We start from the raw sequence: 25368 nt of genomic DNA, 5'->3' as shown, positions 1-25368 counted from the left end.
CTCGCCTCGCGTGGGTGATTCAAGGCTCGTAGGAGGCGGTACGCGCTGTCGTGCGTACCGCCTCCCGCCCCCCGTTACCGGACCGCCGGGCGGTCAGGGAATCAGCGGTTGGACCACAGGTGGTGCAGCAATCCGCCCTTGCCCGGGGCGCAGCTGTAGTTGTCCCAGTGTCCGCGCGTGATGCCGGCGTCGCCGGCGTCACGGCAGCTCTCCTTGGAGAGGTACCAGCCGCGGTAGACGTCCTGTCCCTCGGCCGGCGACTGCTGGGAGGAGGACGAGGTCTGGGCGGCGACGGCGGGCACGGCCGTGCCCACGCCGAGCACGGCCAGGGCGGAGACCAGGAGCGCGGGCAGAACCGCCCGTACACGAGTCTTCATGAGCTTCCTCTTTTCCGTTCGTTGTCCGGTCCTCGGTGCGGGACCTGATGCACCGTTTGTAGCCGCTAATCTGTTGTTCAATTCGGGTCGTCCGGTGCTGAACAAACAGATGCCGAACAATGCGTGTGACCCGGGGAGGGGTGGGAGTGTGCCACGAGGAGAAAGTCCTCTGGACCCGGACGGCGGTCCTCTGTTCGAATTCGCGGCGCGTTTACGGAGACTGCGGGAACAAGCCGGCCGGCCCACCTACCGGGACCTCGCGAGGAGAACGCACTACGGGATCGCGACGCTGTCCTCGGCCGCGGCAGGGCGTCAACTGCCCAGCTGGGACGTCACCCTCGCCTACGTCCGTGCCTGCGGTGGCGACGAGCGACAGTGGAAGCTGTTCTGGCAATCGACGGCTGACGCGTGCGCGGGGACAGACGCTGCGCGGGCCGGTGCGGAGGACCAGAAGAAGAACACGGCCAGACCTCCCTACGCTGGCTTGATCGCTTTCGAGGAGGCCGACGCCGGATTCTTCTTCGGGCGTGAGAAACTCACCGGTGCACTCGTCGAACACTTGCAGGAAAAACGTCTTCTCGTGTTGTTCGGGGCATCCGGATCCGGTAAGTCGTCGGTGCTGCGCGCAGGTGTGCTTCCCGCTTTTCCTGGCGTCGTCTCGTTGGTCTTCACACCTGGCCCGCATCCGCTGGAGGAGTGCGCCGTCCGGCTGGCGGCCCGCGCCGGCACCGCTCCCGGCCCGCTCCACGCCGCCCTGACAGCCGAGCCGCGCACCTTCCACCGGACGGCGCGGCAAATCCTCGCCGGGCAGCGGGAGGCGGACGCCTCGGCGGACGAACTGCTCGTGGTCGTGGACCAGTTCGAGGAAGTGTTCACCGTCTGCCGTGACGTGCGGGAACGGGAGCGGTTCGTCGCCGCGCTCGTGCACGCGGCGCAGGCCCCCGACAGCCGCACACGGGTCGCCATCGCCGTGCGGTCCGACTTCTACACGCACTGCACGCGGCTGCCGTGCCTCGTCGAGGTTCTTCCCCACGCCCACCGTCCCGTCGGTCCGATGACGGCCGAGGAACTGCGGTCGGCGGTCGTCCAGCCGGCCGCCCGCTCCCGGCTCACCGTCGAAAGCGCCCTGCTGACGACCCTCATGGCCGACGCCCACGGCCGGCCCGGCGCGCTGCCCCTGCTCTCGCACGCCCTGCTGGAGACCTGGAAGCGACGGCGGGGCAACGCCCTCACGCTGGCCGGCTACCGCGCGGCGGGCGGCTTCGAGGACGCGCTCACCCAGACCGCCGAGAAGTTCTACCACGCACTGAGCAGCGATCGGCAGGAAGCCGCGCGACAGGTGTTCCTGCGGCTCGTCGCGCTGGGCGAGGGCACCGAGGACACCAAACGCCGTGTGCCGCGGCGGGAACTGGACAGCGGTTCCGACACCGGGTTCGTCCTTGAGGAGGCGACCCGGGCCAGGCTGCTGACAGCCGACGGCGACCATGTGGAACTCGCCCACGAAATGCTGATCCGCTGCTGGAGCCGGCTCAGCAACTGGCTGGACGAGGACCGCGGCCACGTACGTCTGCACCGTGCGCTCACCGAGGCCACCACACTGTGGGAGTCCCTCGACCACGACCCCGACAGCCTGTACCGGGGGGTCCGTCTCGACGCGGTGAAGGATCTCCCGCCACAGACACTGACCGCCCGGGAACACGCCTTCCTCGACGCCAGTGAGTCGGCGGCCCGGCAGTCGCACCAGCGCGACCGCCTCCGTCTGCGCCGTCTGCGCCAGTTGGCCGGAACCCTGGTGGTCCTGCTGGTGTGCGCTGTGACCGCCGCCGGTTTCGCCGTACGGGCGCGGAGCACCGTCACCCAGCAGCGCAACGAGGCCGTAGCGCTGCGGGCCGCCGACGAAGCCGTCCGTCTCAGCCCGCACGATCCGTCACTGGCGGTCCAGGTGGCGCTGGCCGCCTACCGGCAGACTCCGCAGGACCGTACGCGCAACGCGCTGCTCAGCTCCCTGTCCGTCACGTCGGCCGGCCGCGACGCGACCGGACCCGAACTGGTCGGGCACACACCGGCTGTGTCCGCCGACGGCCGCATGCTGGCCATGGCAGATGGCTCGGAGATCGCCCTGTGGGACATGAGCGATCCACGCCGGCCCCGCCGGCTCGGCACCACCGGCGGAGCCGGCCTGGGCCCGATCCAGTTCACCCCGGACGGCAGCACGCTGCTCGGCGTGGACAGCGACGGCACGCTCCGGCTGTGGGACGCGACCGACCCGCTCCACCCCAGAGCGCTGTCGAAGCGGCCGGCTGAGCACACCGGCTTCGTCTACTCCGTCGCTGTGCGCCACGACGGCCGCGTGGCCGCCACCGGCAGCTACGACGACACCATCCGTCTCTGGGACATCACCGACCCGGCCCGCCCCCGCGTACTCGACAAACTCACCGGACACCACGGCGACGTCAAACCGGTGGTCTTCAGCCCCGACGGCAATACCCTGGCCTCCGGCTCCAACGACCACCACGTCCGCATCTGGGACGTGACCGACCCACGTCACGCCGCCCCCGTCGCCGTCCTCAAGGGGCACACGCACTTCGTCGACGCCCTCGCCTACAGTCCGGACGGACGCACCCTGGTCAGCGGAAGCGACGACCGCACGGCGAAGCTGTGGGACGTCAGTGATCTCCCCCGGTACCGTGAGCCGCGCGAACTGGCCAGACACTCCGACATCGTCACCAGCGTGGCCTTCGCCTCCCACGGCCGCACGGCAGTGACCGTCGGCGTGGACGGCGCGGTGAACGTCTGGGACGTGACCGACCGCGCCCGTCCCGCTCCTCTGGCCCGCCTCACGAACCCCGGCGGGACGGTCAAGGAAGTGCGCTACCTCGAAACAGACGACACCTTCCTCACCGTGACCGCCCACCACGGCGTCCAGATCTGGTACACCGACCTCGACCGGGCGCTCGCCGACGCCTGCGACCGCGTCCACGACACCATCAGCCGTACCCGATGGGCCCGCCACTTCCCCCGCCTCGACTACACCCCGCCCTGCCCACGCCATAGGTGACTTCCCCCTGCCTTCGCCGGCATGGCCGCAGCCCTCATCTGTCACCGCCGGCTCGGTCTCGGCCTGCTCTGAAAGGCTCTGCGCGTCGGCCAGGTCCGACCCGAGGATGAAGCCCGGCTCGCTGTCGGCCAGGAATCCGGCGACGATCGGACCGAAGCAGTCCGCTCGAAGGCGGCCACCACAGCCGGCCCTGATCATGTCCCACACCCCTCAGGAGAAGGCCGGCGACGCCGCATCGATCGAGGAGACCTCGTACTACCTGGGCAAGGTACTGAGCGTCGCCGTCCTGGAACGAGTGAACGTGCAACGTGCCACTCTCATCGCATTCTTTTGTGGTATCTCATGCAACTATGTCTGAATAGTTGACCGCGCATAGGGGGCGAAAGGCTGTCCGCTGTACGACTCACCTGCGGGACAGGGCGGAGAGGTGGCTGCCGGGCACCCACCGCCTCGCGTCCTTCGGGTCTGGCCGCGCCGGTCCGGCGCGGGCCACCGCGCGTTGACCCTTCGGTGCCGCTCCGGTCGGCCGGAGGACGCTCTTGTTCCGTGGAGACCGATGAAGTCGCCTTCCGAAGGGTCACGAAGTGCCGGACCACCGCCCCGGCCGGGGCCCGCGGGTGGGTGCCGAGGGTTTATCGCGGCGCGCCGGCACTGGACGGTGGTCGTCGTCCTCGGGCTGACGATGCTGGTGACCGGCTGGTGGTCGGTGGGGCTGGAGGATCGCCGGCTCAGCGAGGGCGTGATGCCGCCGGGGGCGGAATCGGTGCAGGCGGCCACTGTTCTGGCGCGGCAGTTCGAGGCGGACCCGCCGGACATCGTGCTGCTCGTGGACGCCCGGCAGTCGCTCGGCAGCCCGGCTGTCACCGCGGCCGCGGCACGCCTGGAGCGGCGCCTGAACCACCGCCCCGGCGTGGAGCGCTCCATGTCCTATTGGACGGCTCACCGGACGGCGGGGCTGCGCTCGCGTGACGGGCGGGGTGCCGCGATCGTGGCATGGCTGGACAGTGGGGTGCGGGACCAGGTCGGCCCGGCCCGCCGGGCGGTGGCCGGCCTGTCCGGCCGGCATGGCGCGGTGAGGGTGTCGGCGGCCGGTGAGGCGGTGGTACGCGACGCGGTGGCCGCGCAGGCCGAGCGTGACGCCGAGCGTGGGGAACTGCTGGCCCTGCCGGTGACGGCAGGGCTGCTGCTGGTCGTGTTCGGCTCCGCGGTGGCGGCCGCGCTCCCGGTGGTGGTGGGCGTCTTCACGGTGCTGGGCACCCGGGCCGTGCTGCGCGGTCTGAGCGAGGTCACCGAGGTGTCGGTGTACGCGGTGAACATCAGTACGGCACTCGCGTTCGGTCTGGCCCTGGACTACAGCCTCTTCCTGATCAGCCGCTACCGGGAGGAACTGGCCCGTCCGACCGCACCGGGTGCGGCACTGTCGGCCACGCTGGGCTCCTCGGGCCGGGCGGTGGCCTTCTCCGCGGCCACGGTCACCTGCGCGATGACGACCCTGCTGGTCTTCCCGCATCCGCTGCTGCGCTCGGTCGCCCTGGGCGGCATCGCCGTGACGCTCACGGCGCTCGTCGGCAGCCTGGTGCTGCTGCCCGCGCTCCTGGGGCTGCTGACCGGACACCTGGACCGTTTCGATGTCCTCGCCCGCTGGCGCAGCACACTGTCCGGCCGGCGCGACGGAGAGCTGGGCCGGTGGGGACGGATCGCCGAGACCGCGACGCGGCGGCCGCTGTGGATCGCCCTGCCCCTGGTGATGCTGCTCGCGGTGCTGGCGTCGCCGTTCTCCCAGATGCGGTCGGGACTGTCCGATCACCGGGTGCTGCCGCCCGAGGCGCCTGCCGCCCGAGCCACCGAGACCTTCCTGCGTGACTATCCGGCAGCCGCCGACGTGACCGCCCTCACGGTGGTGCTGCCGGACCTCGCGCCCGGACCGCAGCGTGCGCGGCTGCTGGACGCCTACGCACGAGACGTGTCCGCCCTGCCCGGCGCAGTACGGGTCCGGACCGCCACCGGCACCTACCATGACCGCCGGCGCACCCCGGTGCCGGCGCCGCCCACGGACCGCCCGGTGTCCTCCTCCGGAGCGTATCTGCGCGTCGACGCGGCCGGTCCGTCGACAGCACCGGCCGGTGCGGACCTGGTACGCCGCGTCCGCGGCCTGCCGGCCCCGGTCCCGGTGCTGGTGGGCGGTCCGCAGGCACGGCTGGCCGATGCGCGGGATGCCCTGGCCGCGCGGTTGGCATGGGCGCTGGGGCTGACCGCGGTCACGCTGCTGTGCCTGGTGCTGGCACTGACCCGCCGCCCGGTCCTGGCCCTCAAAGCCCTCCTGCTGAACGCCCTCAGCCTGTGCGCGACGTTCGGTACCGTCGTCCTCATCTTCCAGCAGGGGCATCTGCGGTGGCTGGTCGGGGAGTTCACCGTCACGGGCAGTATCGATGTGCTGCTGCCGGTGCTGGTGTTCTGTATCGCCTTCGGCGTGTCGATGGACTACGAGATCATCCTGCTGGCGCGCATCGTGGAAGAACACCGCGTCACCGGGGAGGGCACCCTGGCGGTGGTACGCGGGGTGGACCGTACGGCCTCCCTGTTCACCTGGGCTGCGGTCATCCTGACCGTGGTGATGTGCGCGCTGGCCGCCTCGCAGTTGGTCTTCCTGAAACTGATCGGTGTCGGTCTGGCACTGGCGGCGCTGATGGACGCCACCCTGGTACGGGGCCTGCTGGTACCCGCGCTGATGGCCCTGTTCGGCCGGGCCAACTGGTGGGCGCCCGCCTGGCTGCGCCCCACCCTCCCAGCGGTCTCCGCCGACGCGCTTCCGCACCCCCGGCCCGATCTCCCCCAGTCGGATGGCGGAAGCGGTTCGACTCGCCAGTGACGCGGTGACGCGGTGACAGGGAACGCCCGGCGTTGTCAGGACAGGAACATGGCCGGCACCTCCCGTTCGGGCCATCCCGCATGCGCGGGGCGTTGCCCGGCGGCAGTATGGCCACAGGGCGCCCCCCACCGACCCTTTTTGTGAAATGTCAGCACATTTCAGTCTGCGCAGCACACGTCGCGGTGGCTCAAGACGGCTCCACCCGCGGCCGGTCCGGTCGGCACCACGGCCATGAACCGGTGACCGGCCCAGGCAGAAAGGTGCTCATTCCATGCCCACCATCGCACTCTCCGGGGCGACCGGCTTCCTCGGCTGCCATCTGATGGCCCGCATGCTGTCGGCAGGAGACACCGTGCTGGCCCTGGTGCGCGGCACACCGTGGTCGGCCACCGACCGTCTGGAGCGGGCCCTCCGCTTCGCCGGCGTCCCGGAGGCGGCGGACCACTTGCGTGCCGGTCGGCTGCGGGCCGTGCCGGCAGACCTTGAGCAGGACCACCTGGGAGCCCGAGCCGCCGAGTTCCAGGAACTGGCCGACAGCATCGACGAAATCTGGCACAGCGCCGCCCGCACCGACCTCGAGGCACCCCTGGACGTCGTCAGCCGTGCCAACGTGGACGGCACCCGCCACATGCTCGACCTGGCCGCGGCCGGCTCCCGACGGCCGCGCTTCGTCCACATCAGCACGGCCTTCGTCGCGGGCGGCCGCGCCACCGGCCTGATCGGCGAGAACGATCTGGACTCCTCGTACGGCTTCCTGACGCCCTACGAGGAATCCAAGTACCACGCCGAGCACCTGGTCCGCGGCTGGGCCACCGATGGCCGTCGCGCCCTGGTGCTGCGCCCCAGCGTTCTGCTGAGCGACCGGCCGCCTGTCCCGCGCGGGCCGCGTCACCCGTATGCGGCACTGCGGCTGAGACTGGGCAGGCTGGCCGCTCGCGGCCCGCACTGCCTTGCCGAGCGCTTCGGACTCACGCTGACGGCACGCGGCGGGCTGCTGATCCGGCTGCCCGGCCGCGGCGACGGACAGATCAACGCGATACCTGTGGAGTACGCCGCGGACGCCATGCTCCGTCTGGCCCGCGACGACCGCGGTCCGGGCACCACCACCCGGCAGGTCGTCCATCCGGTGGACACCCCCATCGTCCAGTGGCTCACGGCCATGGCCGCCGCGGCGTCCTGGACCGATCTGCGGATCGTCGAGGAGCTGCCCGACCCGACCGCCCTGGAGAGCCTCCTGATCTCCTCACTGCCCGGCGCGGACCGCTACAGCTACCACCGCCGCCGATACGAGCGCACCGCCCTGGACCTGGCCGAACAGCGTGACGGCGTCACCGCCCCGCCCGCCCTTGAGGCCCCGTACCTCCAAGCCGCCCTGAGCCACCCCCCACGGCGCACCGCCCCGCTGCTGGCCAGCACATGACACAAGCCGCGACCGCAGCGGTTCTTCACCCCGTCACCAAGGAGAGCGCATGACGCCCCAGCCGCTCGCAGAGCGCATTCCCGTTCTGCTGCACGAACACTTCGAGGTCAGCAAGGACCTGGTACGCCCCGAAGCCACCTTCGAAGAGCTGAACATGGACTCCCTCGCCATGGCGGAACTGCTGGCCATCATCGAGGACGAGGAGAGAGTGTCCCTGCCGGAGACCATCCCCGGCATCGGGCCCCGGTCCACCCTGGCCGACACCGAACAGACCATCACCCGGATCCTGGCCGAGGCCCACGCCTCCACGACCGCCCCGGCGGAGGGTTCCGCCGGGGCGCCGGCCCCGGTCACCGACGACAGTGTGCCTGCCCGCGCCGGCACCACGGGCCCGCGCCGATGAGCCGCGCGATAGCCATCACCGGGATCGGTCTGGTCACCCCGGCCGGTGTCGGCGCCAAACAGTCCTGGAACCACCTGCTCACCGCAGCCCCCACCGCGGCCACGGACCCGGAACTGCGGGGCCTGCCCGTCGACTTCTCCTGCCACGTCCCGCAAGAGCCCCTCAACGCCTCACTGGGCCGGGGGCTGCGCTGGCGCACCGACCGCTTCATCCAGTTCGCCGTCATCGCGGCCCGCGAGGCCGTCGCCGACGCCGGACTGTATCCCGCCGAGTGGGACAGCACCCGGGTCGGCGTGGTCATCGGTGTCGGCGGCAGCGCCATGGACCACCTGTCCGAACACAACAAGATCGCCGAAGGCCGGTACGGAGCCGTCACCCCCAGCCTGGTCGCCCGCAGCCAGCCCGGCATGGCCGCCGGAGAGGTCAGCCTCGACCTCGGCGCCCGGGGCCCCGCCATGTGCCCCAGCACCGTCTGCGCCTCCGGCACCGCCGCCCTCGGCACCGCCAAGATGCTCCTCGACGCCGGCCACTGCGACATCGTCATCGCCGGCGGCACCGACTCGGTACGCTCCCACTGGGCAGCCGTCGCCTTCTGGCGCATGGGCGCCCTCTCCGGCCGCCGCGACGACCCGGCCGCAGCGTCCCGGCCCTTCGACACCGACCGCGACGGCTTCGTCCTGGGCGAAGGCGCCGGCATCATGGTCCTCGAACGCACCGAGCACGCCCAGGCCCGCAACGCCGCCGTCTACGCCGAACTCGCCGGGCAGGGCATGACCAGCGACGCTCACCACTGCGTCGCCCCCCATCCCGACGGAGAAGGCGCCGCCCGCGCCATGCACGCCGCCCTGACCGACGCCGGACTCTCCGCGGACGACATCGACCACGTCAACGCCCACGGCACCTCCACCACCCTCAACGACCTCGCCGAAGCCCGCTCCCTGCGCCGTGTCTTCCGCACTCCGCCACCGGTCACCGCCAACAAGAGTGTCTTCGGACACGCCATCGGCGGAGGCGGCGCGATCGAGGCCGCCTGCAGCGCACTGTCCCTGCACCACGGCGTCATCCCGCCGACCGCCAATCTCGACACCATCGACCCCGAGATCGACCTCGACATCGTCACCCGCGCACCCCGCCCCGCCGCCCTGTCCGCCGTGCTGTCCAACTCCGTCGGCTTCGGCGGCCACAACGCCGCCATCGTCCTGCGCAAACCCTGACGAGCAGCTCGATTTCAGCTCAGGAGCCACACCGTTCTCCGTACGGACCTCCTTCCGGCCGGCCTCGCTGACACGTGACGCGCAACCAGGGCCGATGCCGGTCGGCTGTGCGGGTTTTCGACCGGCCCCTGGCCAGGCCAGCCGTCGCGCGGTACATCACCCAGAGGGCTCCGCGCGGCGGGCTCGGCCCGCTTCTGTACGGCAGGGACTGGCAGGGACTGGTGACATGTCCGATGAGGATGCCGAACCGGCTCAGGGGCGTCTCGGCGGCAAGGTGGCCTTCGTGACGGGGGCGGCCGGAGGTCTGGGCCGTGATGTCGTGCGACGGATGGCCGGCGAGGGCGCCGATCTGGTCATCGTGGACATCTGCCGGTCCGTCGACACCGTGCCCTACCCGCTGTCGGCGCCGAAGGATCTGAGCGACGCGGTCGAGGAGGTGCGGGACCTGGGCCGCCGCGTCGTGGCGCGGCAGGCGGACGTCCGCGACCGGGACGCTCTGCGGGAGGCCTGCGAGGCGGGGCTCGCCGAGTTCGGGCGGATCGATGTGGTGGTCGCCAACGCGGGGATCGCGCCGCTGCTCGTGGAGGACCGGGTGCAGGCGTGGCACGACGCCATCGACGTCAACCTCTCCGGCACCTTCCACACCATAGAAACGGCCATCCCCTGCATGGTCGACGCCGGGCAGGGCGGCTCGATCGTGATCGTCAGCTCCACCGCCGGGCTGGTCGGCATCGGCGGGGCGAGCAACGGCGGCCTGGGCTACGCCGCCTCCAAACACGGCCTGGTCGGGCTGATGCGTACGTACGCCAACAACCTCGCCCCGCACAGCATTCGCGTGAACTCCGTACACCCCACCGGCGTGGCCACGCCCATGGTCGCCGACCCCGTCATGGCCGAGTTCGTCGCCCAGGACCCGATTCTGTCCGTCGGGGCGCCGAACGCCCTGCCGGTGGACGTGATCGAACCGCTCGACGTCTCCAACGCCGTCCTGTGGCTGGCCTCGGACGAAGCCCGCTATGTCACCGGTGTCACGCTGCCCGTCGATGCCGGATTCATCAACCGCCGCTGAATCGTGCAGTCGCTGAGCCGGAGGTGCGGCAGCCCATGACGGAGCAGCCCATGACGGAGCAGCCCATGACTGACAGTCACGCGGACACGATTCTGGTGGGTGGGCAGGTCAGGACGGGTTCCGGCCGGGCCGAGGGGCTCGCCGTACGCGCCGGTGTCATCGAGGCCGTCGACGGCGGCGTGGAGTTGCTCGAACGGCGGGGACCGGACACCCGGGTGATCGACCTGGCCGGGGGCACCGTCCTGCCGGGCCTGCACGACCTGCATGTGCACCCGGTCTACGCCGGGGTCCGCGAACGCCGCTGCAAGGTCCCCCAGGGCTCGGACCTGGCCCGGACGCTGAGCATCGTCGCCGAGCACGTGGCACGGGCCGCCCCCGGCGCCTGGGTCCTCGGTGGGCAGTGGGACGCGTCCGCGCTCGGCACCAGCCCGGACCGGACCATGCTCGACGCCATCGCCCCCGACCGTCCCGTCCTCCTGGAGGACACCAGCGGCCACAGTTCGTGGGCCAACAGCGCGGCACTCAGGGCCGCGGGAATCGGCCCCGGCACACCGGACCCTCCGGGGGGCCTCTTCGAGCGGGACACCGCGGGCGATCCGAACGGCGTACAGCGCGAGACCGCCGCCGAGCTGCTCGCGGCCTCGGCACCCAAACCCGCCGACGAGGAGGTGGAGGCGGCTCTGGAGTGGGCCCTGGGGGAGATGCTCTCCTACGGGATCACGTCGTTCACCGAGGCCGCGGTCGGTTTCACCGCCGGGCCGCGCTCCGAATTACGCGCCTACACCCGTCTCGCGGCGCGGGGAGCTGTGAGGCAGCGGGTGCGCCTGAGCCTGGTGTGGTCCCCGTACGATCCCGGGTGCGACGACCTGATCGCGATGCGGAACCTCTGCGCGAGCGCCCGCGTCGCCCCCGACTGCGTGAAGATCTTCCTGGACGGGGTGCCGACGGACAGTCACACGGCGGCGATGATCGAGCCCTACGCGGACACGGTGGAGGGCCGCGACGACGAGGCCGGGCGGCACGGGATGCTCGCGATCGCGCAGCCGGACCTGGACCGGGCGGTGACCCGGTTCGACCGGATGGGCCTCACCGTGAAGTTCCACGCGGCCGGTGACGCGGCGGTCAGGGCGGCGCTCGACGCCGTCGAGGCCGCCCGCTCGGCCAACGGGCCCGGTCCCTGTATGCACAACGTGGGGCACTGCACGTTCGTGACGGAGTCCGACATCGTGCGCGCCACGCGGATCGGAGCCACGTTCGAGGTCTCGCCCTATCTGTGGCGGCCCTCTCCCATCTGCGCCGACATCGCGGCCGCCGTCGGCCCGGCCGCGATCCGGCGGGTGTGGCCGGTGCGCGAGATGCTGGAAGGCGGCGCGCTGGTCGTCGCGGGATCGGACTGGTGCGTCGTGCCGTCGGTGAATCCGTGGTCCGCCATCGAGACCCTCGTCACCCGCCGGGAGCCGGGAGGCGGCGCCGACTCCTTCGGCCCGGACCAGGCGATCACCCTGGAGCAGGCCTTCGGCCTCTTCACGGTCAATGCCGCACGCCAGGAGGGAAGCGCGCACCGGGTCGGACGCATCGAGCCGGGCATGCTCGCCGACGTCGTCGTCGTGGACCGGGACCCCTTCGACGTACCGATCACCCAAGTACACGCCACCGAGGTGAGGATGGTGTTGGTCGAGGGCGAGACCGTCTTCGAAGCCGAGGGACGACAAGGCCCGAAGTAACGCGGTCGCGGTTCGGCGGACTCCCGGGACGGTGCGGCTCGGTGCCGGAGGACCGCCGGGTGCGTGCCAGGGTCTGGAGGGGCCCGGTCGGCCGAGAGCGCGCCGATGTGCATGACGTGGCACGAACAGGGCATGTGGCGTCCGACGGACGCAGACAGTGCGAAAGGGTCCGGATCGGATGGATCGGCCGGTCGGAGCCCCACCGACGTGCCCCATCGGCCGACGGCTCCGGGCGGCGGGAAATTCTCGTGGTCAGGAGCAATCCCGCTGCTTCACAGGACCGGATTCCCCGCGTGACGTATGACAAGAGGTGCCCGGGTCCCGCCGTTCGCGCGGCGCCCGGCATCCGCAGCGCGGCGCTACGGAATGTCACGCCGGATCACGACAGCCGACCGCCTCGCCCGGACAAGGACGGAATTGGTGGAAGAACCCGTATTCATCGGCCGCGCCCCGGCGCGCCAACCGGATCTGCAGGCCCTGATGCAAGCGGTGTCCTGCGGGGACAGCGACGCCTTCGCGGCCCTGTACGACGCCGTCGCGGCCCCCGTGCTGGGGGTGGTCCGCGCGGTGCTGCGTGATGTGGCGCAGTCCGAGGAGGTCGCCCAGGAGGTACTGGTGGAGGTGTGGCGCACCGCGTCCCGGTACCGGCCCGAGCGCGGCACCGTCGTCAACTGGGTCCTCACCCTCGCCCACCGGCGCGCGATCGACCGGGTCCGTTCCGTCGAGGCGGCCGTGGCCCGGGACCACAAGGCGGCGCTGCTGGACCAGGTGCCCGAGTACGACGAGGTGACCGAGCAGGTCGAGAACCGCCTGGAACGGGAGCAGGTACGCCGCTGCCTGCGGTCACTCACGGAACTGCAGCGTCAGTCCGTCACGCTCGCCTACTACCGGGGGCTCACCTACCGTGAGGTGGCCGCCCAGTTGGCCGTTCCGCTGGGAACGGTCAAGACCCGTCTGCGCGACGGGCTGATCCGGTTGCGTGACTGCCTGGGAGTGAACGCATGACCACCGACGCCGACCTGCACACCCTCACCGGCGCCTACGCCCTGCACGCCCTCTCGGAGGACGAGAGCACACGCTTCGAGCGGCATTTGAGTGCCTGCCGGTCCTGTACGGAGGAGGTGGCCGAGTTCACCGCCACCACCGCGAAGCTCGCGGCGGCGGTCGCGGTCGCCCCGCGCCCCGGCATGAAGCAGGAGGTACTGCACCGTGTCGCCACGGTTCGGCAGTCCCCGCCGCGCACGCGTCCGCGCAGGCCGGCCGCCACGTTCCGGCGGCGTGCTCCCCGGCTGGTGCTGGCCGCCTGCCTGGCACTGGCCGCCGGGCTCGGCGGCGTCGCCGTGTGGGAGCACGGCCGGGCCGAGGACGCCGCGACCGAGGCGCAGCGGACCCGGCAGCGGACGGACGAACTGATCGCGGTACTCGGTGCGGCCGACGCGGTCTCGCGGCGCGTCCCGCTCGACGACGCCAGGGTCGTCGTCTCCGCCGCCCGGGACAGGGCGGTCCTGGTGGCGTCCGACCTGACCGCTCCGCCGGGCGGCAAGGTCTACCAGCTCTGGTACGACGTCGACGGCACCATGCGATCGGCGGGCCTGATGGACGCGGACCGCACCGACCAGGCCGTCGTCCTGGCCGGTTCCGCGAACTCCGCCTCGGCCGTGGGGATCACGGTGGAACCGGCGGGGGGTTCGGACCGGCCCACCACCACGCCTCTGGCGCTGGTGACACTGCCGTCCTGAGCCAGACCGTCCCTCCCTCTCCCGCTTTCCGGTCCTCCGGCCCCCCCGCCGTCCCATTTCCCCCTCCTCTCGTCCTCCCGTCCTCTCGTCCTCCCGTCCGGGAGTCGCGCAGTCGTCAGCGGGGCCGTCAGGGCGAGGACGTGGGCGGCGGTGAACCCGGCCACCCAGGCGCTGACGACGGCCACGTGTCCAACGGGACGTGACATCTGCACGCGCGCCCCCGTCCGTAGCCGCCAAAGCCGCGGATTGGTCCGGAAAAAACTGAAATCATCGGCACCCAGGGCCAATCCGGCCGCCGACGGGGCCCGGATCATCCACGTGAGCGACGAAGAGCGGGAGACACGGAAGCCGGGACGGACGGCACGCCTCGGGCTGGGCGCGCTGAGCGGTCTGCTGGCCGGCTGTGCGGCACTCTCCGTCGCCGAACTGGCCGCCGCGGCGGTCCGTCCCGAGGCCGGCCCGGTGATCGCGGTCGGCGGCGCCGCCATCGACCGTACGCCGGCCGCGGTGAAGGACTGGGCGATCCGCGCCTTCGGCACGGACGACAAACTCGTCCTCCAGTCGGGCATCCTCGCCGTGCTGGCGCTGCTCGCCCTGGCCGTCGGTGTGCTCGCCACACGGTACCGGCGGGCCGGTGCCGCGGGGATCCTGCTCCTCGGCGCGGCCGGCGCCATGGCCGCCACCGCCCGGCCCGACTCGACGGGCTTCGCCGACGCCCTTCCGTCAGTGGTGGGGGCGGTCACCGGAGCCGCGCTCCTGTACTTCCTCACCGGCCGGCTGCCGACATCACGGCGCGCGTCGGCGAAACCCCCGGAGGGGCCCGTGCGGGAGCAGGGGCAGGGGCAGGGCTGGGACCGGCGCGGATTCGTCGTCGCGGCGGCCGCGACCGCTGTGGCCTCGGCGGGAGCCGGCGCGCTCGGGCGGTCCCTGAACGGTGCGAACGGCCGGGACGCCGTCGCCTCGCGCGACAGCCTGGACCTGCCGTCCGCGGACTCACCCGCTCCCGCCGTGTCCAGGGGCGCCCAGGTCCGTGTCGCGGGCGTCAGCCCCTTCCGCACCCCGAACAAGGACTTCTACCGGGTGGACACCGCGCTGGTGGTGCCCAAGGTGGACGCCGGGACCTGGCGGCTCCGCGTCCACGGCGCGGGGACACGCGGCTCCCGCACCTTCTCCTACGACGACCTGCTGCGCCGGGAACTGATCGAGCGGGACATCACGCTGACCTGTGTCTCCAACGAGGTCGGCGGCCCCTACGCGGGCAACGCGCGCTGGATCGGCGTACGCCTGGCCGACCTGCTGGCCGACTGCGGTGTCGTGCCGCCGTCCCGGGGCGGGCCCGCCGACCAGCTGGTCGCCAGCTCCGTGGACGGCATGACCATCGGCACCCCCGTCGAGGACGTCATGGACGGCCGCGACGCCCTCCTCGCCGTCGGCATGAACGGCGAACCCCTCCCCTTCGACCACGGCTTCCCCGTCCGGATGGTCGTCCCCGGGCTGTACGGATACGTCTCCGCCTGCAAGTGGATCGATGACCTCGAACTGACCACGTTCGACGCCTACGACGCGTACTGGGTCGAGCGCGACTGGGCCCGCGAGGCACCGGTCAAGACCCAGTCCCGGATCGACACCCCCAAGCCCTTCGCCCGGCCGAGGGCGGGCACCGTCATGGTGGCCGGCGTCGCCTGGGCCCAGCACCGCGGCATCGACAAGGTCGAGATCCGGATCGACGACGGCCCCTGGCGGGACGCGACCCTCGCCGCGGAGGACAGCCGCGACACCTGGCGCCAGTGGTCCTACGCGTGGCAGGCCCGTAAGGGCGGCCACACCCTCACCGTGCGGGCCACGGACCGCACCGGCGAGACACAGACCGAGAAGCGCACCCGGACCGTGCCCGACGGTGCCAGCGGCTGGCACTCGGTCGTGGTGACCGTCGAGTGACCCGCCCCCGACCCGTCCCCTCGGAACTTCCTTCCCCCACCCGGCCGGCAACCGCCGCGCAGGCTCCCTTGTCCGCATCAACCACATCAACCACATCACCAAGTACCACCGCCAAGTAGCACCGATTCAACCCACATTGTTCACAGGAGGAACATCATGATGCAGACCCGTATCCGCCGTATCGCCCTGACCGCCGCCGCGGCGGCCGTTCTCCCGCTCGCGCTGAGCGCGTGTTCCGACAACGGCGGTGACTCGGCTGCGTCGGACACCGCCAGCAAGGCGTCGGCGACCGCGTCGGAGGACTCCATGGCCGGTTCCGGCAGCACCGACTCCGCCGCGAGCGAGCCGTTCGGTCCCGCCTGCTCCTCCGTACCGAAGGACGGCGCGGGTTCCTTCGACGGTATGGCCCAGGACCCGGTCGCCACCGCGGCGTCCAACAACCCGGCCCTGTCCACGCTGGTCACCGCCGTGAAGAAGGCCGGTCTGGTCGACACCCTCAACAACGCCGACGACATCACCGTGTTCGCGCCGACCGACGACGCGTTCGCCAAGATTCCGAAGGCCGACCTGGACAAGATCCTCAACGACAAGGCCCAGCTCACCAAGATCCTCACCTACCACGTCGTGGGACAGAAGCTGGCCCCCGAGGACCTGGAGAAGGGCTCGTACGACACCCTGGAGAAGTCGAAGCTCATGACCTCCGGCTCCGGCGAGGAGTACACCGTCAATGACTCCGCGAAGGTGGTCTGCGGCAACGTCAGGACGGCCAACGCCAACGTCTACATCATCGACAGCGTCCTGATGCCCCAGGACTGACGGCATCGGTCTCCCGCCGAGCAGCGCGGCGACAGAGGTGAGCCGCGAGGGAGGTCCCGCCGGTCCATGACGGCACCCCCGCGTCGACCGGCTGCCCGGACGGAGTCCGCGTCGGTCGAAGCGGGCGCTCCGCGGGCCCGCCGTCAGGCTGACAGCCCGCTGACAGGTGGGCTGTCCGCCGCGGAAGTCGGATCGGGGCCGCGGAGCCGGGCCAGGGTGAGTACCGCGGCGCTCGCCGCGGAGAGTGACGCGGCCAGGGTCACGGTGTTCCCCGGCCCCATCGCTCCCGAGACGCCGGCCAGGCCGAACGCGCAGACGGTCGCGCCGGTGTACTCGGCTTGTGTCGCCGCCTTGCGGCCGACGGTGTCGGACACCACTCCGGCCGGAACCTCGAAGACGGTGCTCGCCACACCCTGCACGGCGGCGATGACCAAGAGCTGCGGCGGGGACAGTGCCGCGTCGATCGCCATGTACAGGCTGGTGAGGAGCCACCAGCCGTGGTGCAGCCCGGCCCGCAGGAAGTTCCGGACCAGGAAGCGGCGTACGAGCCGCCGAGGGGTCGCGCCGGGCCGGACCCGGGCGGGCCGAGGGCTTCACCGCCGCCTCCCGCGGAGGGCCCGCACGGGCCGGTAGTGGTCGGTCGCGGAGTCGAGGAGGCCCTCACCGTGCGCCGCGCCGTGCAACCCCGCGCGTACCGCCTGCACCTCGGCCTTCCGCAGGGTTCCGGTGATCACCGCGAGCGGCCCGGTGGCCCGTACGGTTTCGGGGACCGCGCCGTGGCGGCCCAGCAGGGCCAGCACCGCGGAGAGTTCGTCCGCCGGCGTCTCGAGGACGAAGCGGTCGACGGGCTCGCAGACGGTCGTGCCGGCCCGGCCGATCGCCGCGCGGACGGCCAGGTCCGTGGTGCGCCGGACGTCCGCGGCGCGTGGGCCCGCCGGAGCGTAGCCGCTTCCGGTGACCCTGATCCGGACGTCGGTGACCCGCCATCCGCGCGGGCCGACCGCCAGAGGCTCGTGGAGGTACTCCAGGATCGCGGTCCGGTAGCCGTCGACGTTGCCATAGACGTGCAGCGGCAGGGTCAATCGGTCCGCTGTCACGATGAGTTCGACGCCTGCGCCGGGCGCGGCGGGTTCGACGGTCACCGCGAGGGTGTAGCCGTACAGGTGGCCGGCCTCGCCCATGGCAGCGCCGCGCTGCCGGACCCCGACGGCCGTTCGACGCAGACCACGCCGGTGTCGAGGAAGTCGACGTCGATGCCGTACTCCGCCGCCAGCGTGTCGGCCAGGACCTCCTGCTGCACCTCCCCGTAGACGCTGATGCGTGCGGTGCCCCGCTCGCCCCGCAGGGCGATCAGCGGATCGATGTCGGCGAGTTCGGCCAGAGCCTGGTGCACCTCCGGCTGCCGGGCGGGATCACGGGCGACCACCCGGGTCTCGAAGCCCGGCTGCGGCAGCGCCGCCGCCGCCGTCGTCGCGGCGGCGTCCGGGCGGTGGCCGATCCAGTCTCCGATCCGAGCGCCGTCGAGTCCTTCGAGGCGAGCGATCTGGCCGGCCGTCGCACGAGGGCGCCGGACCGCATCGCCGGGTTCGAAGACCTCCACGGCCGTCACGGTCGCCGACGGCCGGTCGCCGCCGAGCGGCAGCCGGTCGCGGACGCGCAGCGTTCCGGCACGCATCCGCACCGTACAGATCCGCTGCCCTCCCGGTGACCGCTCGACCTTGAAGACCTGCGCCAGCGCCGGTGTGCGCGCGTCGCCGGGCGCCACGGGCAGCAGTTCGGTGACGCAGCCGATCAGGGACGGTACGCCGGCCCCGGTCCTGGCCGATCCGAACAGCACCGGATGCACGGCGCCGGCGCGGGTGAGACGTCCCAGGGCCGTGCGCAGCCGCCGCGGTCCGACCGGGCGGTCCCCGGCGAACCAGTCCGTGAGCAGGTCCTCGTCATGGCCCGCGAGCAACTCCGTCAGCCGCTCGGCCTCTGCCGGGTCCTCCCACGCGCACGGCACGGCCTCGGCCGCGGCCGTCCCCGCAGCGTGCACATCACCCAGCGGTACGAGAGCCGGGCTCAGCCGGCTCCGCATCTTCCCCAGGACTTTCCCGGGCGCGGCACCGGCCCTGTCGATCTTGTTGACGAAGAAGACCACGGGAACGCCCAGGCGACGCAGCGCCCGGTACAGCACGACGGTCTGGGCCTGCACACCCTCCACGGCGGACAGCACCAGCACCGCGCCGTCGAGGACCGCCAACGAGCGGTCGACCTCGGCGATGAAGTCAGGATGGCCCGGGGTGTCGACGAGGTTGACGGCGACACCGCCGATCTCGAACGCCGCGACGGCGGAACGGATCGTGATCCCCCGCCGCCGTTCCAGGGACAGCGTGTCGGTCTGCGTCGTGCCGTCGTCCACCCGGCCGGTCCGCTCGATGGCACCGCCGACGTGCAGCAGCGCTTCGGTCAGACTCGTCTTGCCGGCATCGACGTGGGCCACCACGCCCAGACTGAGCCGCCGGGCGCCCGGCGGCGGACCGGCGGAGACGGTGTCATGGCGTGCGTGGGCGGCGGGAGAGTACGGACGGTTCATGGCTCCTCGTGTGCGGGTCGGCGACGGCGGCGGGGCACACGAGTTCGCGCATGAGGAGTCCGTTTCTCTCGTTGATCACGGTACGACCGGTCGGATGTGATGTTCCGAGAAGCCGTCGAGCACTGTCAACGCGATTCCGGTGATGTGCAGCCCGTAACAGAACAGGAGCCGGCCGATGGCTTGGTGGAGGACGAGCCCTACCTGGCCGAAGCCGTCCGGGACGGTCTGCGGCCACCGGGCGACGGCCGTCGACATCGCCCGGTGGAGTGTCGCCTCCGGCAGCGGCATCCCGATCCTTGCCCTGAGCGCCGGGCGGCCTCCCGGGGCGCTCGGCGCGGGCGTCCGGCACGGCCCGGTCGCCGTACCACGCTGCCGCCCGTCATCGCGGAACGGCCGCGGGTCTCCGCGAAGAGACGCGGCCATCGACTCGGGCGGTACCGGCGGCCTGCACAGCGGACTTCTCCGGTACCGGCCGATACCTCATCCGCCGCCGGCGTGCGGGCGCGCCCCTGCCGTGACGGCTGCCCGAAGCGGCCGGCAGATGCCCGCGCCGACACGTCGGTCAGGCACCGGTCGGTCAGGCGTCGAGCCCGCGCAGGGTCTGCCGCAGTCCGGACTCGATCCGGGCCATGGTGTTCTCGAAGGCGGACGGTGCGTCGATGCCGAGGCGGTCGGCCAGTACGAAACTCCACCAGAGGCATTCGGCCAGCTTGTGTTCGAGCTCGGCGTCCTTGTCGCCCTCGATGTCCCACGTGCCCTCGGCCGCCAGGACCAGTCGGCCCACGTAGGCGGCGTCGTTGGTGAAGCCGAGCGCCAGTTCGGGCAGGGTCCAGGTGCGGCCGAGTACGCGTTCCTCGACCCTTTCGTACAGGGCCCTGACCCGGAGCGTGCGCTCCTGTGCCACGGCGAGTGAGTCCTGGGCGGGCGACGACGACGATCGCTGTTCAGTCATGAGGGCTCCGGAGGTGGGGAGGGTGGTTCACAGGTCGGTGATACGGGTGTCGGCGACCGACAGGGCCAGTTCGGGACCGTAGGCCGAGGCCGGGGAGTGGAAGCCGGGGGTGTAGGCCCCCGCGAGGACGCGGCGGGCGATCTCGACGGCGGAGAGCTGGGTGAAGCGGTAGCCCGTCGGGGTGTCGATGAGGGCGCGGGCCACCGTGCCGTCCCGGCCCACGGCCTCGGCGACGACCTTGCTGCGGCCCACCTCGCGCTCGGCCGCCGTGGGCCCGTCGGGCAGGGCGTCGACGTCCAGGCCGACCGGGAGCGGCAGGCCGGTCTCCACGTACACCTCGATGGACGGCGCGCCGGTGGAGACGTGACTGGTGATCAGGTCGCCCATCGGCGCCAGTACGCACTCCTCCGGGCCGCCGTCGCCGAAGTCGAAGGCCGCGCTCTTCGGCTCCGGCAGTGCGACTATCTCGCCGTCGGCCCGTACCAGTGCGCCCACGTCCTCTCCGAGGCCCGCCGTCGCGCTGGCGACGGAGCCGCGGGAGAAGAGATTCAGGCCGGCGGCCTCCTCCGGTGTGGCGCTCAGCAGCTTCAGGGCGATCCGCAGGCGGACGGGGTCGGTGACCCGCGCGGCGGCGTGGGCGGCGACGCAGTCACTGGGGACGACGTCCCATCCCGTGCCGGACATGACCATCACGCCCGCGGCACGGGCGGCGGCGTCCCGGGTCCGGGCCGCGGCGAAGACGCCGTACTCGGCGGTGGTGTCGAGGTAGTGCACGCCGAGGGCGACGCAGGCGTCCATCAGGGGTTCGGCCGTCACCCGGAAGGGGCCGGCGACGTTCAGAACGGCCGTGACGCCGGCCAGTCCCTCGCGCAGCAGCACCGGGTCGTCGACCGGGAAGACGCGGCCTTCCGCTTCCACTTCCTTGGCCAGGGCGTCCACGCGTCGCCGGTTGCGTCCGGCCACTATGAGGTCGAGGCCCAGGCCGCGTGCGTGCTCGGTGACCAGGCGGCCCGTGTAGCCGGTGGCCCCGTAGATCAGCAGGCGGGAGCGTCGTCGGCCGTGGTCTGTCATGGAGTACTCCGTGGGAGAGGGGAAGGAGGGGGACTTGCTCCACGCTAGGAGCAGATCCGGACGGGTTCTGTCCTGGTCTCGCCGGGGCGGTGTCGTGGTCACACCGTCGGCGGACGGTCGTCCGCGTTGGCGCGGTACAGCGCGTCGAGGCGGCTGAGCAGCGCGTCGCGGACCGGGGTCGGGGAGAGGACCTCCACGGGGGTGCGGAGGCCGAGGAGGTAGCCGGCGGTCGCGTCGGGGTCCGAGCCGCCGATGGTGACGATGGTGGAGTGCGCCGACTCCGGCTCGTGCGTCGCCACGATCGGCGGCACCAGCCGCAAGGCCTCCTCCATCGGCAGGGGCAGGCGGACCCTGGCGTAGAAGGGGTAGCCGGTGCGGGTGATGGTGTCGGCGACCAGCCTGGCGGCGTCGGGGGGATCGGGCAGGTCGACCGTGACGCCGGTGGGCCGGGCCGCCGTGACCCGGTCGGCACGGAAGGTGCGCCAGGCGTCGCGGACCACGTCGCGGGCGACGAAGTACCAGTGGGCACCGGTGTAGACCAGGCGGTGCGGGTCCACTTCCCGCACGGTGGTCCTGCCGTGCATGTCCTGATAGGCCAGCTCCGTCCGCTCGGTGGCGCGGCAGACCGAGGCAAGGGTGAGCAGTACGGCCGGGGACGCCTCGGCGGCCGGCGCGCGGGGGGTGTGTTCGACTGCGGCGTCGAGGTCCGCCAGGCGCGCGGCCATCCGTCTGGGCAGCAGCCGCTGGAGCTTCAGCAGGGCCGACAGGGACGCCTGGTCGCCGCCGAGCACGGTGCCGTGGGCCGCTTCGCGCAGGGCGACGGCCACCGCGAACGCCTCGTCGTCGTCGAGGCTGAGGGGAGGCACCCGGGTTCCGGCGCTGAGCCGGTAGCCGCCGCCGGGGCCGGGGGCGGATTCCACGCCGTAGCCCAGCTCGCGCAGCCGGTCGACGTCCCGGCGGACGGTGCGTTCGGTGACCTCCAGCCGTCGTGCCAGCTCCGCGTTGGTCCAGGTGGGCCGGCTCGACAGCAGGGTCAGCAGCCGCAGCAGACGGCCGGACGTGGCGATCACGCCGCGTCCCCGGGAAGCCGGGGAGCCGGCGGCATCAGACGGGGCTCTCGCAGACGGCCTCCACGTTGTTGCCGTCGGGGTCCCGGACGAACACGGCGTAGTAACTGTCGTGGTACCGCGGCCACAGCTTCGGCTCGTGCAGTACCTCGGCCTCCTGGGCCACCGCCGCGGTGTGGAAGGCGTCGACCGCGGCGCGGTCCGGTGCCGTGAAGGCGAGGTGGGTCTCGCGCGCCGGGCCGGCCGGTGGTCCGGCGACCGGGCCGATCCAGAACGCGGGGCGGGCGGGACCGTATCCGATGCGCCCCTCGTGTTCGATCCGGCGGCCGGCGCCGAGCGGGGTGAGTACCGCGTCGTAGAACGCCGCGCTTCTCACCGGGTCGCCGACCTGGATCTCGACGTGGTCCAGCATGGGGTGCTCCTCGGGTGACAGGACGGTAAGGGTCAGTCCTGGTAGTCGTAGAACGTCTTGATCTCCTGGAGCACCCGTTCGGGTGCCTCGTGCAGAAGCCAGTGTCCGACTCCCTCGACGGGGTTGCCCGTGGCGTGGGGCGCGGCGTCCCTGAGTGCGGTCAGGAAAGTGTCCAGGAGCTGTGCCTGGGCGATGAGGTGGACGGGCATCGTGAGCGGTTCGGCCATGAGGCGGCGGTTGTCGGCCTCGTCCTGGGGCCATGCCCGGTAGTAGCGCGAGCCGTGGCGCAGGACGCCGGGACGGGAGTAGACGCGGGTGTACTCGTCGAGGTTCGGGCGCGGGGCCGGGGCGCCCAGCAGCCCGTAGAAGTAGGAGAGGAAGAGGCGTTCGCGGCCGGTGACGAGCTGTTCGAAGAGCGGTTCCTGCTGGAAGAAGGAGAAGTGGAAGGAGAGCGGCTTGAGCCGGTCGAAGGTGAGTGAGGAGCCGACGAGACCGAAATCCATGATCATCAGGCCGGCGAACTGCTCGGGCCACTGGGCCGCCAGCGCGTAGGCGACAGCGCTGCCGAAGTCGTGCGCGACGAGCTGTACGCGGTCGCGGTGGCCGAGGCGGAGCAGCAGGCGGTGCACGTAGCGGGCGAGGATGACCTTGTCGTGCGAGGGCAGCTCACCGGTGGTGTCGCCCAGTCCGGGCAGGTCCACGGCGATGACCGTGTGGCCCGGCAGCAGGTCGGGCATGACCGCCCGGTACTCGTACCAGCTCTCCGAGAAGCCGTGCAGGAGAACGATGGTGCGAGGGCCGTCGCCGCCGACGACGTAGTGCATCTGGAGACCGTCGATCGTGGTGAAGCGGTGCTGGAACAGGCGGGCGAACTCCGGGTCGTCGCGGGTGGCGGCGTCGTACTCCTCGCTCAGCGGGGTCTCGGAGGCGGGCAGGGCGGACGTGGTCATGGGGAGGCTCTCCGGGTTGCGTTGGGCTGGGGTGGGTGGGTCACTCGGCGGCGAGTTCGAAAACCGCGCGGGCCGATTCGACGCCGTTGATCCGCAGGGAGACGGCGTGCCGTCCCGGGTGATGGCGGCGAGTGCTGACCGGCCGGAAGGAGTGTTCGCGGGTGATCTCGGTCCGTTCGCCCGGCGCGAGGGTCCGGGTCGTGAGCTTGAACGTCCTGCCGGTGTGGCCGCCGTCGGCCCTCAGGTGGTGGACGACGTAGTCGATGACAAGTCGGGCCGATGTGTCATCCGTGTTCACGATGGTGGCGGTGAAGCGGACGCTGCCGCCCGCCGGCACCGTGACCTGAGCGACGTGCGGGCCGTCGATGTCGAGAGTGGTGACGGTGAAACCCAGCAGGTCCAGCGCCGCGCGGTCGCCTCGCTTGACGAGCGTGCGCAGACCGTGCCGGACCAGGCGTCCGGTGGTGGGTGCGGGACGGTCGAGCCAGCAGGGCATCGCGCAGCAGGTCGGCACGCTTGCGCAGGGACAGGCCCTCGACACGGCGTGGGGCCGCGCGCAAGGCGGGGAGTCCGGCGTGGGGCGCGGCGCCGCGGACGGCCCGCGCGAAAGCCTGCGCGACGGGGCGGCCGATCAGTTCGTCGGCGAACGGCATGACCGTCGTCCCCGTTCAGCCGAGCCGGTGGAGCGGGGTGGTGATCTGCCAGTCCACCGACTCGTGGTCGATCGTGCCGTGCACGGGGGAGTCCGCCATCTCGCCCATGATCCCGGCGGCACCGGCCCGCGCGTGCGCCGGAGTGTCGTAGGCGACGATGTCGATGACACGTCCGTCGTCGGTCGCCACGATCTTCCGCCACCGGAAACCGGGCTGGCGCTGGAGGTAGGCGTCGATGTCGGCGTTCGCCCTGACGAAGTCGGAGGCGGTGTGACCCGGCGCGGGGCGGAGGGTGGTCACTTCGAGGGTCTCGGCCATTGTGTTCACGGCCATTGTGTTCGCGGTTTTCGTGTTCTCGGTCATCGTGTTCGTTTCCGGTTGCGTACGAGCGGTGAGCGGGCTTTCGTCCAGGGTGCGGCGGGCTCGACGGCCGCGGAAGGCACCGGCTTCCTAGGTGTGCCGCTCCCTGTCTCACTCCCTGGAAGCGACAGTGCCGCACGTCGTGTAACCAGTACGGTTACAGATAACCGGGTCGAGGACATGGGAGGCCGCGTGAGCGCGAACAGCCGTATGAGTCTGGCCGTGCACGTCCTGGCATGGCTGGCGTACGACCGGCGCGGCACCGACAAGGAGGTCGCCACCTCCCAGCACATCGCGACGAGCGTCAACACCAACCCGGTCGTCATCCGGCGCTGCCTCGGGCAGCTGAAGGACGGCGGGCTGGTGGAGGTCACGCACGGACGGAACGGAGGCTGGAACCTCGCCCGTCCGGCGAAGGACATCACCCTCCTGGACGTCTACCGCGCCCTCCCCGAAGAGCCCGTCTTCGGTCCCCACGCCTCCGACCCCGACGCGGAGTGCTACGTCGGCTTCGGCATCCGGCACACCCTGTCGGGGGTGTACCGGGAGGCGACCGAGGCCTTGTGCCGGTCCCTGTCGGCCACCACAGTGGCGGACGTCCTGCGGGACACACTGGCGTTCCACGCCGCGTCCGCACCGGTCACGGTTACGGTCACCTGAACGTCGCCCCCTCCTCCGCCCCGCTCCCGCCCCTCGTC

At 71.8% G+C, this 25368-nt stretch carries 24 protein-coding genes; 12 read left to right on the top strand and 12 right to left on the bottom strand.

The genetic code is table 11. The annotated features are described in order from the left end of the window. Positions 1 to 101: 101 nt before the first annotated feature. The gene (locus UW392_RS57840; protein WP_320783530.1) at positions 102 to 377 is read right to left on the bottom strand and encodes a hypothetical protein; all 276 of its coding nucleotides are present in this window, start codon (positions 375 to 377) and stop codon (positions 102 to 104) included. Here UW392_RS57840 and UW392_RS57835 point away from each other — a divergent pair. The 11 genes from UW392_RS57835 (at position 376) to UW392_RS57785 (ending at position 16627) form a co-directional block, all read left to right on the top strand. After that, positions 376 to 3435, top strand: a complete 3060-nt coding sequence (locus UW392_RS57835) for a helix-turn-helix domain-containing protein (RefSeq protein WP_414497582.1) — start codon at positions 376 to 378, stop codon at positions 3433 to 3435. The two genes, UW392_RS57840 and UW392_RS57835, sit on opposite strands and share 2 nt — an antisense overlap. 658 nt (positions 3436 to 4093) lie before the next feature. Then, complete coding sequence (locus tag UW392_RS57830; protein ID WP_320783528.1) at positions 4094 to 6304, top strand: MMPL family transporter; 2211 nt, start codon at positions 4094 to 4096, stop codon at positions 6302 to 6304. A 271-nt stretch (positions 6305 to 6575) separates the two neighbouring features. Next, positions 6576 to 7724 (top strand): SDR family oxidoreductase, encoded by a 1149-nt coding sequence (locus UW392_RS57825; RefSeq protein ID WP_320783527.1) that lies wholly within the window; start codon positions 6576 to 6578, stop codon positions 7722 to 7724. A gap of 49 nt (positions 7725 to 7773) precedes the next feature. After that, positions 7774 to 8127, top strand: coding sequence for an acyl carrier protein (locus UW392_RS57820; RefSeq protein WP_320783526.1), 354 nt, complete (start codon positions 7774 to 7776; stop codon positions 8125 to 8127). Next, complete coding sequence (locus tag UW392_RS57815; protein ID WP_320783525.1) at positions 8124 to 9341, top strand: beta-ketoacyl-[acyl-carrier-protein] synthase family protein; 1218 nt, start codon at positions 8124 to 8126, stop codon at positions 9339 to 9341. Before UW392_RS57820 ends, UW392_RS57815 begins: the two co-directional genes overlap by 4 nt. A 226-nt stretch (positions 9342 to 9567) precedes the next feature. Next, entirely contained in the window at positions 9568 to 10410 is an 843-nt protein-coding gene (locus tag UW392_RS57810; protein ID WP_320783524.1) for a mycofactocin-coupled SDR family oxidoreductase, read from the top strand. 65 nt (positions 10411 to 10475) lie between these two features. Then, complete coding sequence (locus tag UW392_RS57805) at positions 10476 to 12134, top strand: amidohydrolase (protein WP_320783523.1); 1659 nt, start codon at positions 10476 to 10478, stop codon at positions 12132 to 12134. A 420-nt stretch (positions 12135 to 12554) separates the two neighbouring features. After that, positions 12555 to 13139: a sigma-70 family RNA polymerase sigma factor gene (locus UW392_RS57800; RefSeq protein WP_320783522.1), complete on the top strand. Its 585-nt coding sequence runs from the start codon at positions 12555 to 12557 to the stop codon at positions 13137 to 13139. Beyond that, on the top strand, positions 13136 to 13873 hold the full coding sequence (locus UW392_RS57795) for an anti-sigma factor (protein WP_320783521.1): 738 nt from the start codon (positions 13136 to 13138) through the stop codon (positions 13871 to 13873). The genes UW392_RS57800 and UW392_RS57795 overlap by 4 nt, the downstream gene beginning before the upstream one ends. A 318-nt stretch (positions 13874 to 14191) precedes the next feature. After that, on the top strand, positions 14192 to 15811 hold the full coding sequence (locus UW392_RS57790) for a molybdopterin-dependent oxidoreductase (RefSeq protein ID WP_320783520.1): 1620 nt from the start codon (positions 14192 to 14194) through the stop codon (positions 15809 to 15811). Positions 15812 to 15970: 159 nt separating this feature from the next. Further along, on the top strand, positions 15971 to 16627 hold the full coding sequence (locus UW392_RS57785; protein ID WP_320783602.1) for a fasciclin domain-containing protein: 657 nt from the start codon (positions 15971 to 15973) through the stop codon (positions 16625 to 16627). Between the two features lie 143 nt (positions 16628 to 16770). Here UW392_RS57785 and UW392_RS57780 read toward each other — a convergent pair whose 3' ends face one another. The 11 genes from UW392_RS57780 to UW392_RS57730 all read right to left on the bottom strand — a co-directional run bounded on the left by UW392_RS57780 (position 16771) and on the right by UW392_RS57730 (position 24628). Then, positions 16771 to 17097 carry a hypothetical protein gene (locus tag UW392_RS57780; RefSeq protein WP_320783519.1) on the bottom strand — a complete coding sequence of 109 codons (327 nt, stop codon included), beginning with the start codon at positions 17095 to 17097 and terminating at the stop codon, positions 16771 to 16773. 123 nt (positions 17098 to 17220) lie between these two features. Next, entirely contained in the window at positions 17221 to 17808 is a 588-nt protein-coding gene (locus tag UW392_RS57775; protein WP_320783518.1) for a hypothetical protein, read from the bottom strand. Further along, positions 17766 to 19205, bottom strand: coding sequence for a GTP-binding protein (locus UW392_RS57770; protein WP_320783517.1), 1440 nt, complete (start codon positions 19203 to 19205; stop codon positions 17766 to 17768). The genes UW392_RS57775 and UW392_RS57770 overlap by 43 nt, the downstream gene beginning before the upstream one ends. Positions 19206 to 19280: 75 nt before the next feature. Continuing rightward, positions 19281 to 19493, bottom strand: a complete 213-nt coding sequence (locus tag UW392_RS57765) for a hypothetical protein (protein WP_320783516.1) — start codon at positions 19491 to 19493, stop codon at positions 19281 to 19283. A gap of 289 nt (positions 19494 to 19782) precedes the next feature. Next, positions 19783 to 20157 (bottom strand): hypothetical protein, encoded by a 375-nt coding sequence (locus UW392_RS57760; protein WP_320783515.1) that lies wholly within the window; start codon positions 20155 to 20157, stop codon positions 19783 to 19785. A gap of 27 nt (positions 20158 to 20184) precedes the next feature. After that, a complete protein-coding gene (locus tag UW392_RS57755) occupies positions 20185 to 21228 on the bottom strand; it encodes a saccharopine dehydrogenase family protein (protein ID WP_320783514.1) in 1044 nt (347 codons plus the stop codon). Positions 21229 to 21326: 98 nt separating this feature from the next. Then, positions 21327 to 22298, bottom strand: coding sequence for a YafY family protein (locus UW392_RS57750; protein WP_320783513.1), 972 nt, complete (start codon positions 22296 to 22298; stop codon positions 21327 to 21329). A 34-nt stretch (positions 22299 to 22332) separates the two neighbouring features. Beyond that, entirely contained in the window at positions 22333 to 22707 is a 375-nt protein-coding gene (locus tag UW392_RS57745) for a VOC family protein (RefSeq protein ID WP_320783512.1), read from the bottom strand. A gap of 32 nt (positions 22708 to 22739) precedes the next feature. Further along, the gene (locus UW392_RS57740; protein WP_320783511.1) at positions 22740 to 23657 is read right to left on the bottom strand and encodes an alpha/beta hydrolase; all 918 of its coding nucleotides are present in this window, start codon (positions 23655 to 23657) and stop codon (positions 22740 to 22742) included. A 40-nt stretch (positions 23658 to 23697) separates the two neighbouring features. Next, entirely contained in the window at positions 23698 to 24153 is a 456-nt protein-coding gene (locus tag UW392_RS57735; RefSeq protein ID WP_320783510.1) for a hypothetical protein, read from the bottom strand. Positions 24154 to 24325: 172 nt separating this feature from the next. Continuing rightward, positions 24326 to 24628, bottom strand: a complete 303-nt coding sequence (locus UW392_RS57730) for a hypothetical protein (protein ID WP_320783601.1) — start codon at positions 24626 to 24628, stop codon at positions 24326 to 24328. A 234-nt stretch (positions 24629 to 24862) separates the two neighbouring features. Between UW392_RS57730 and UW392_RS57725 the strand changes: the two genes are divergently transcribed. Continuing rightward, a complete protein-coding gene (locus UW392_RS57725; RefSeq protein ID WP_320783509.1) occupies positions 24863 to 25330 on the top strand; it encodes an Rrf2 family transcriptional regulator in 468 nt (155 codons plus the stop codon). The last annotated feature ends 38 nt before the right edge of the window (positions 25331 to 25368 follow it).

It is taken from the genome of Streptomyces sp. CRN 30, assembly GCF_034105845.1.
Note: the sequence above shows the minus strand (reverse complement) of the source record. Positions and strands in the feature narration are given on the sequence as shown.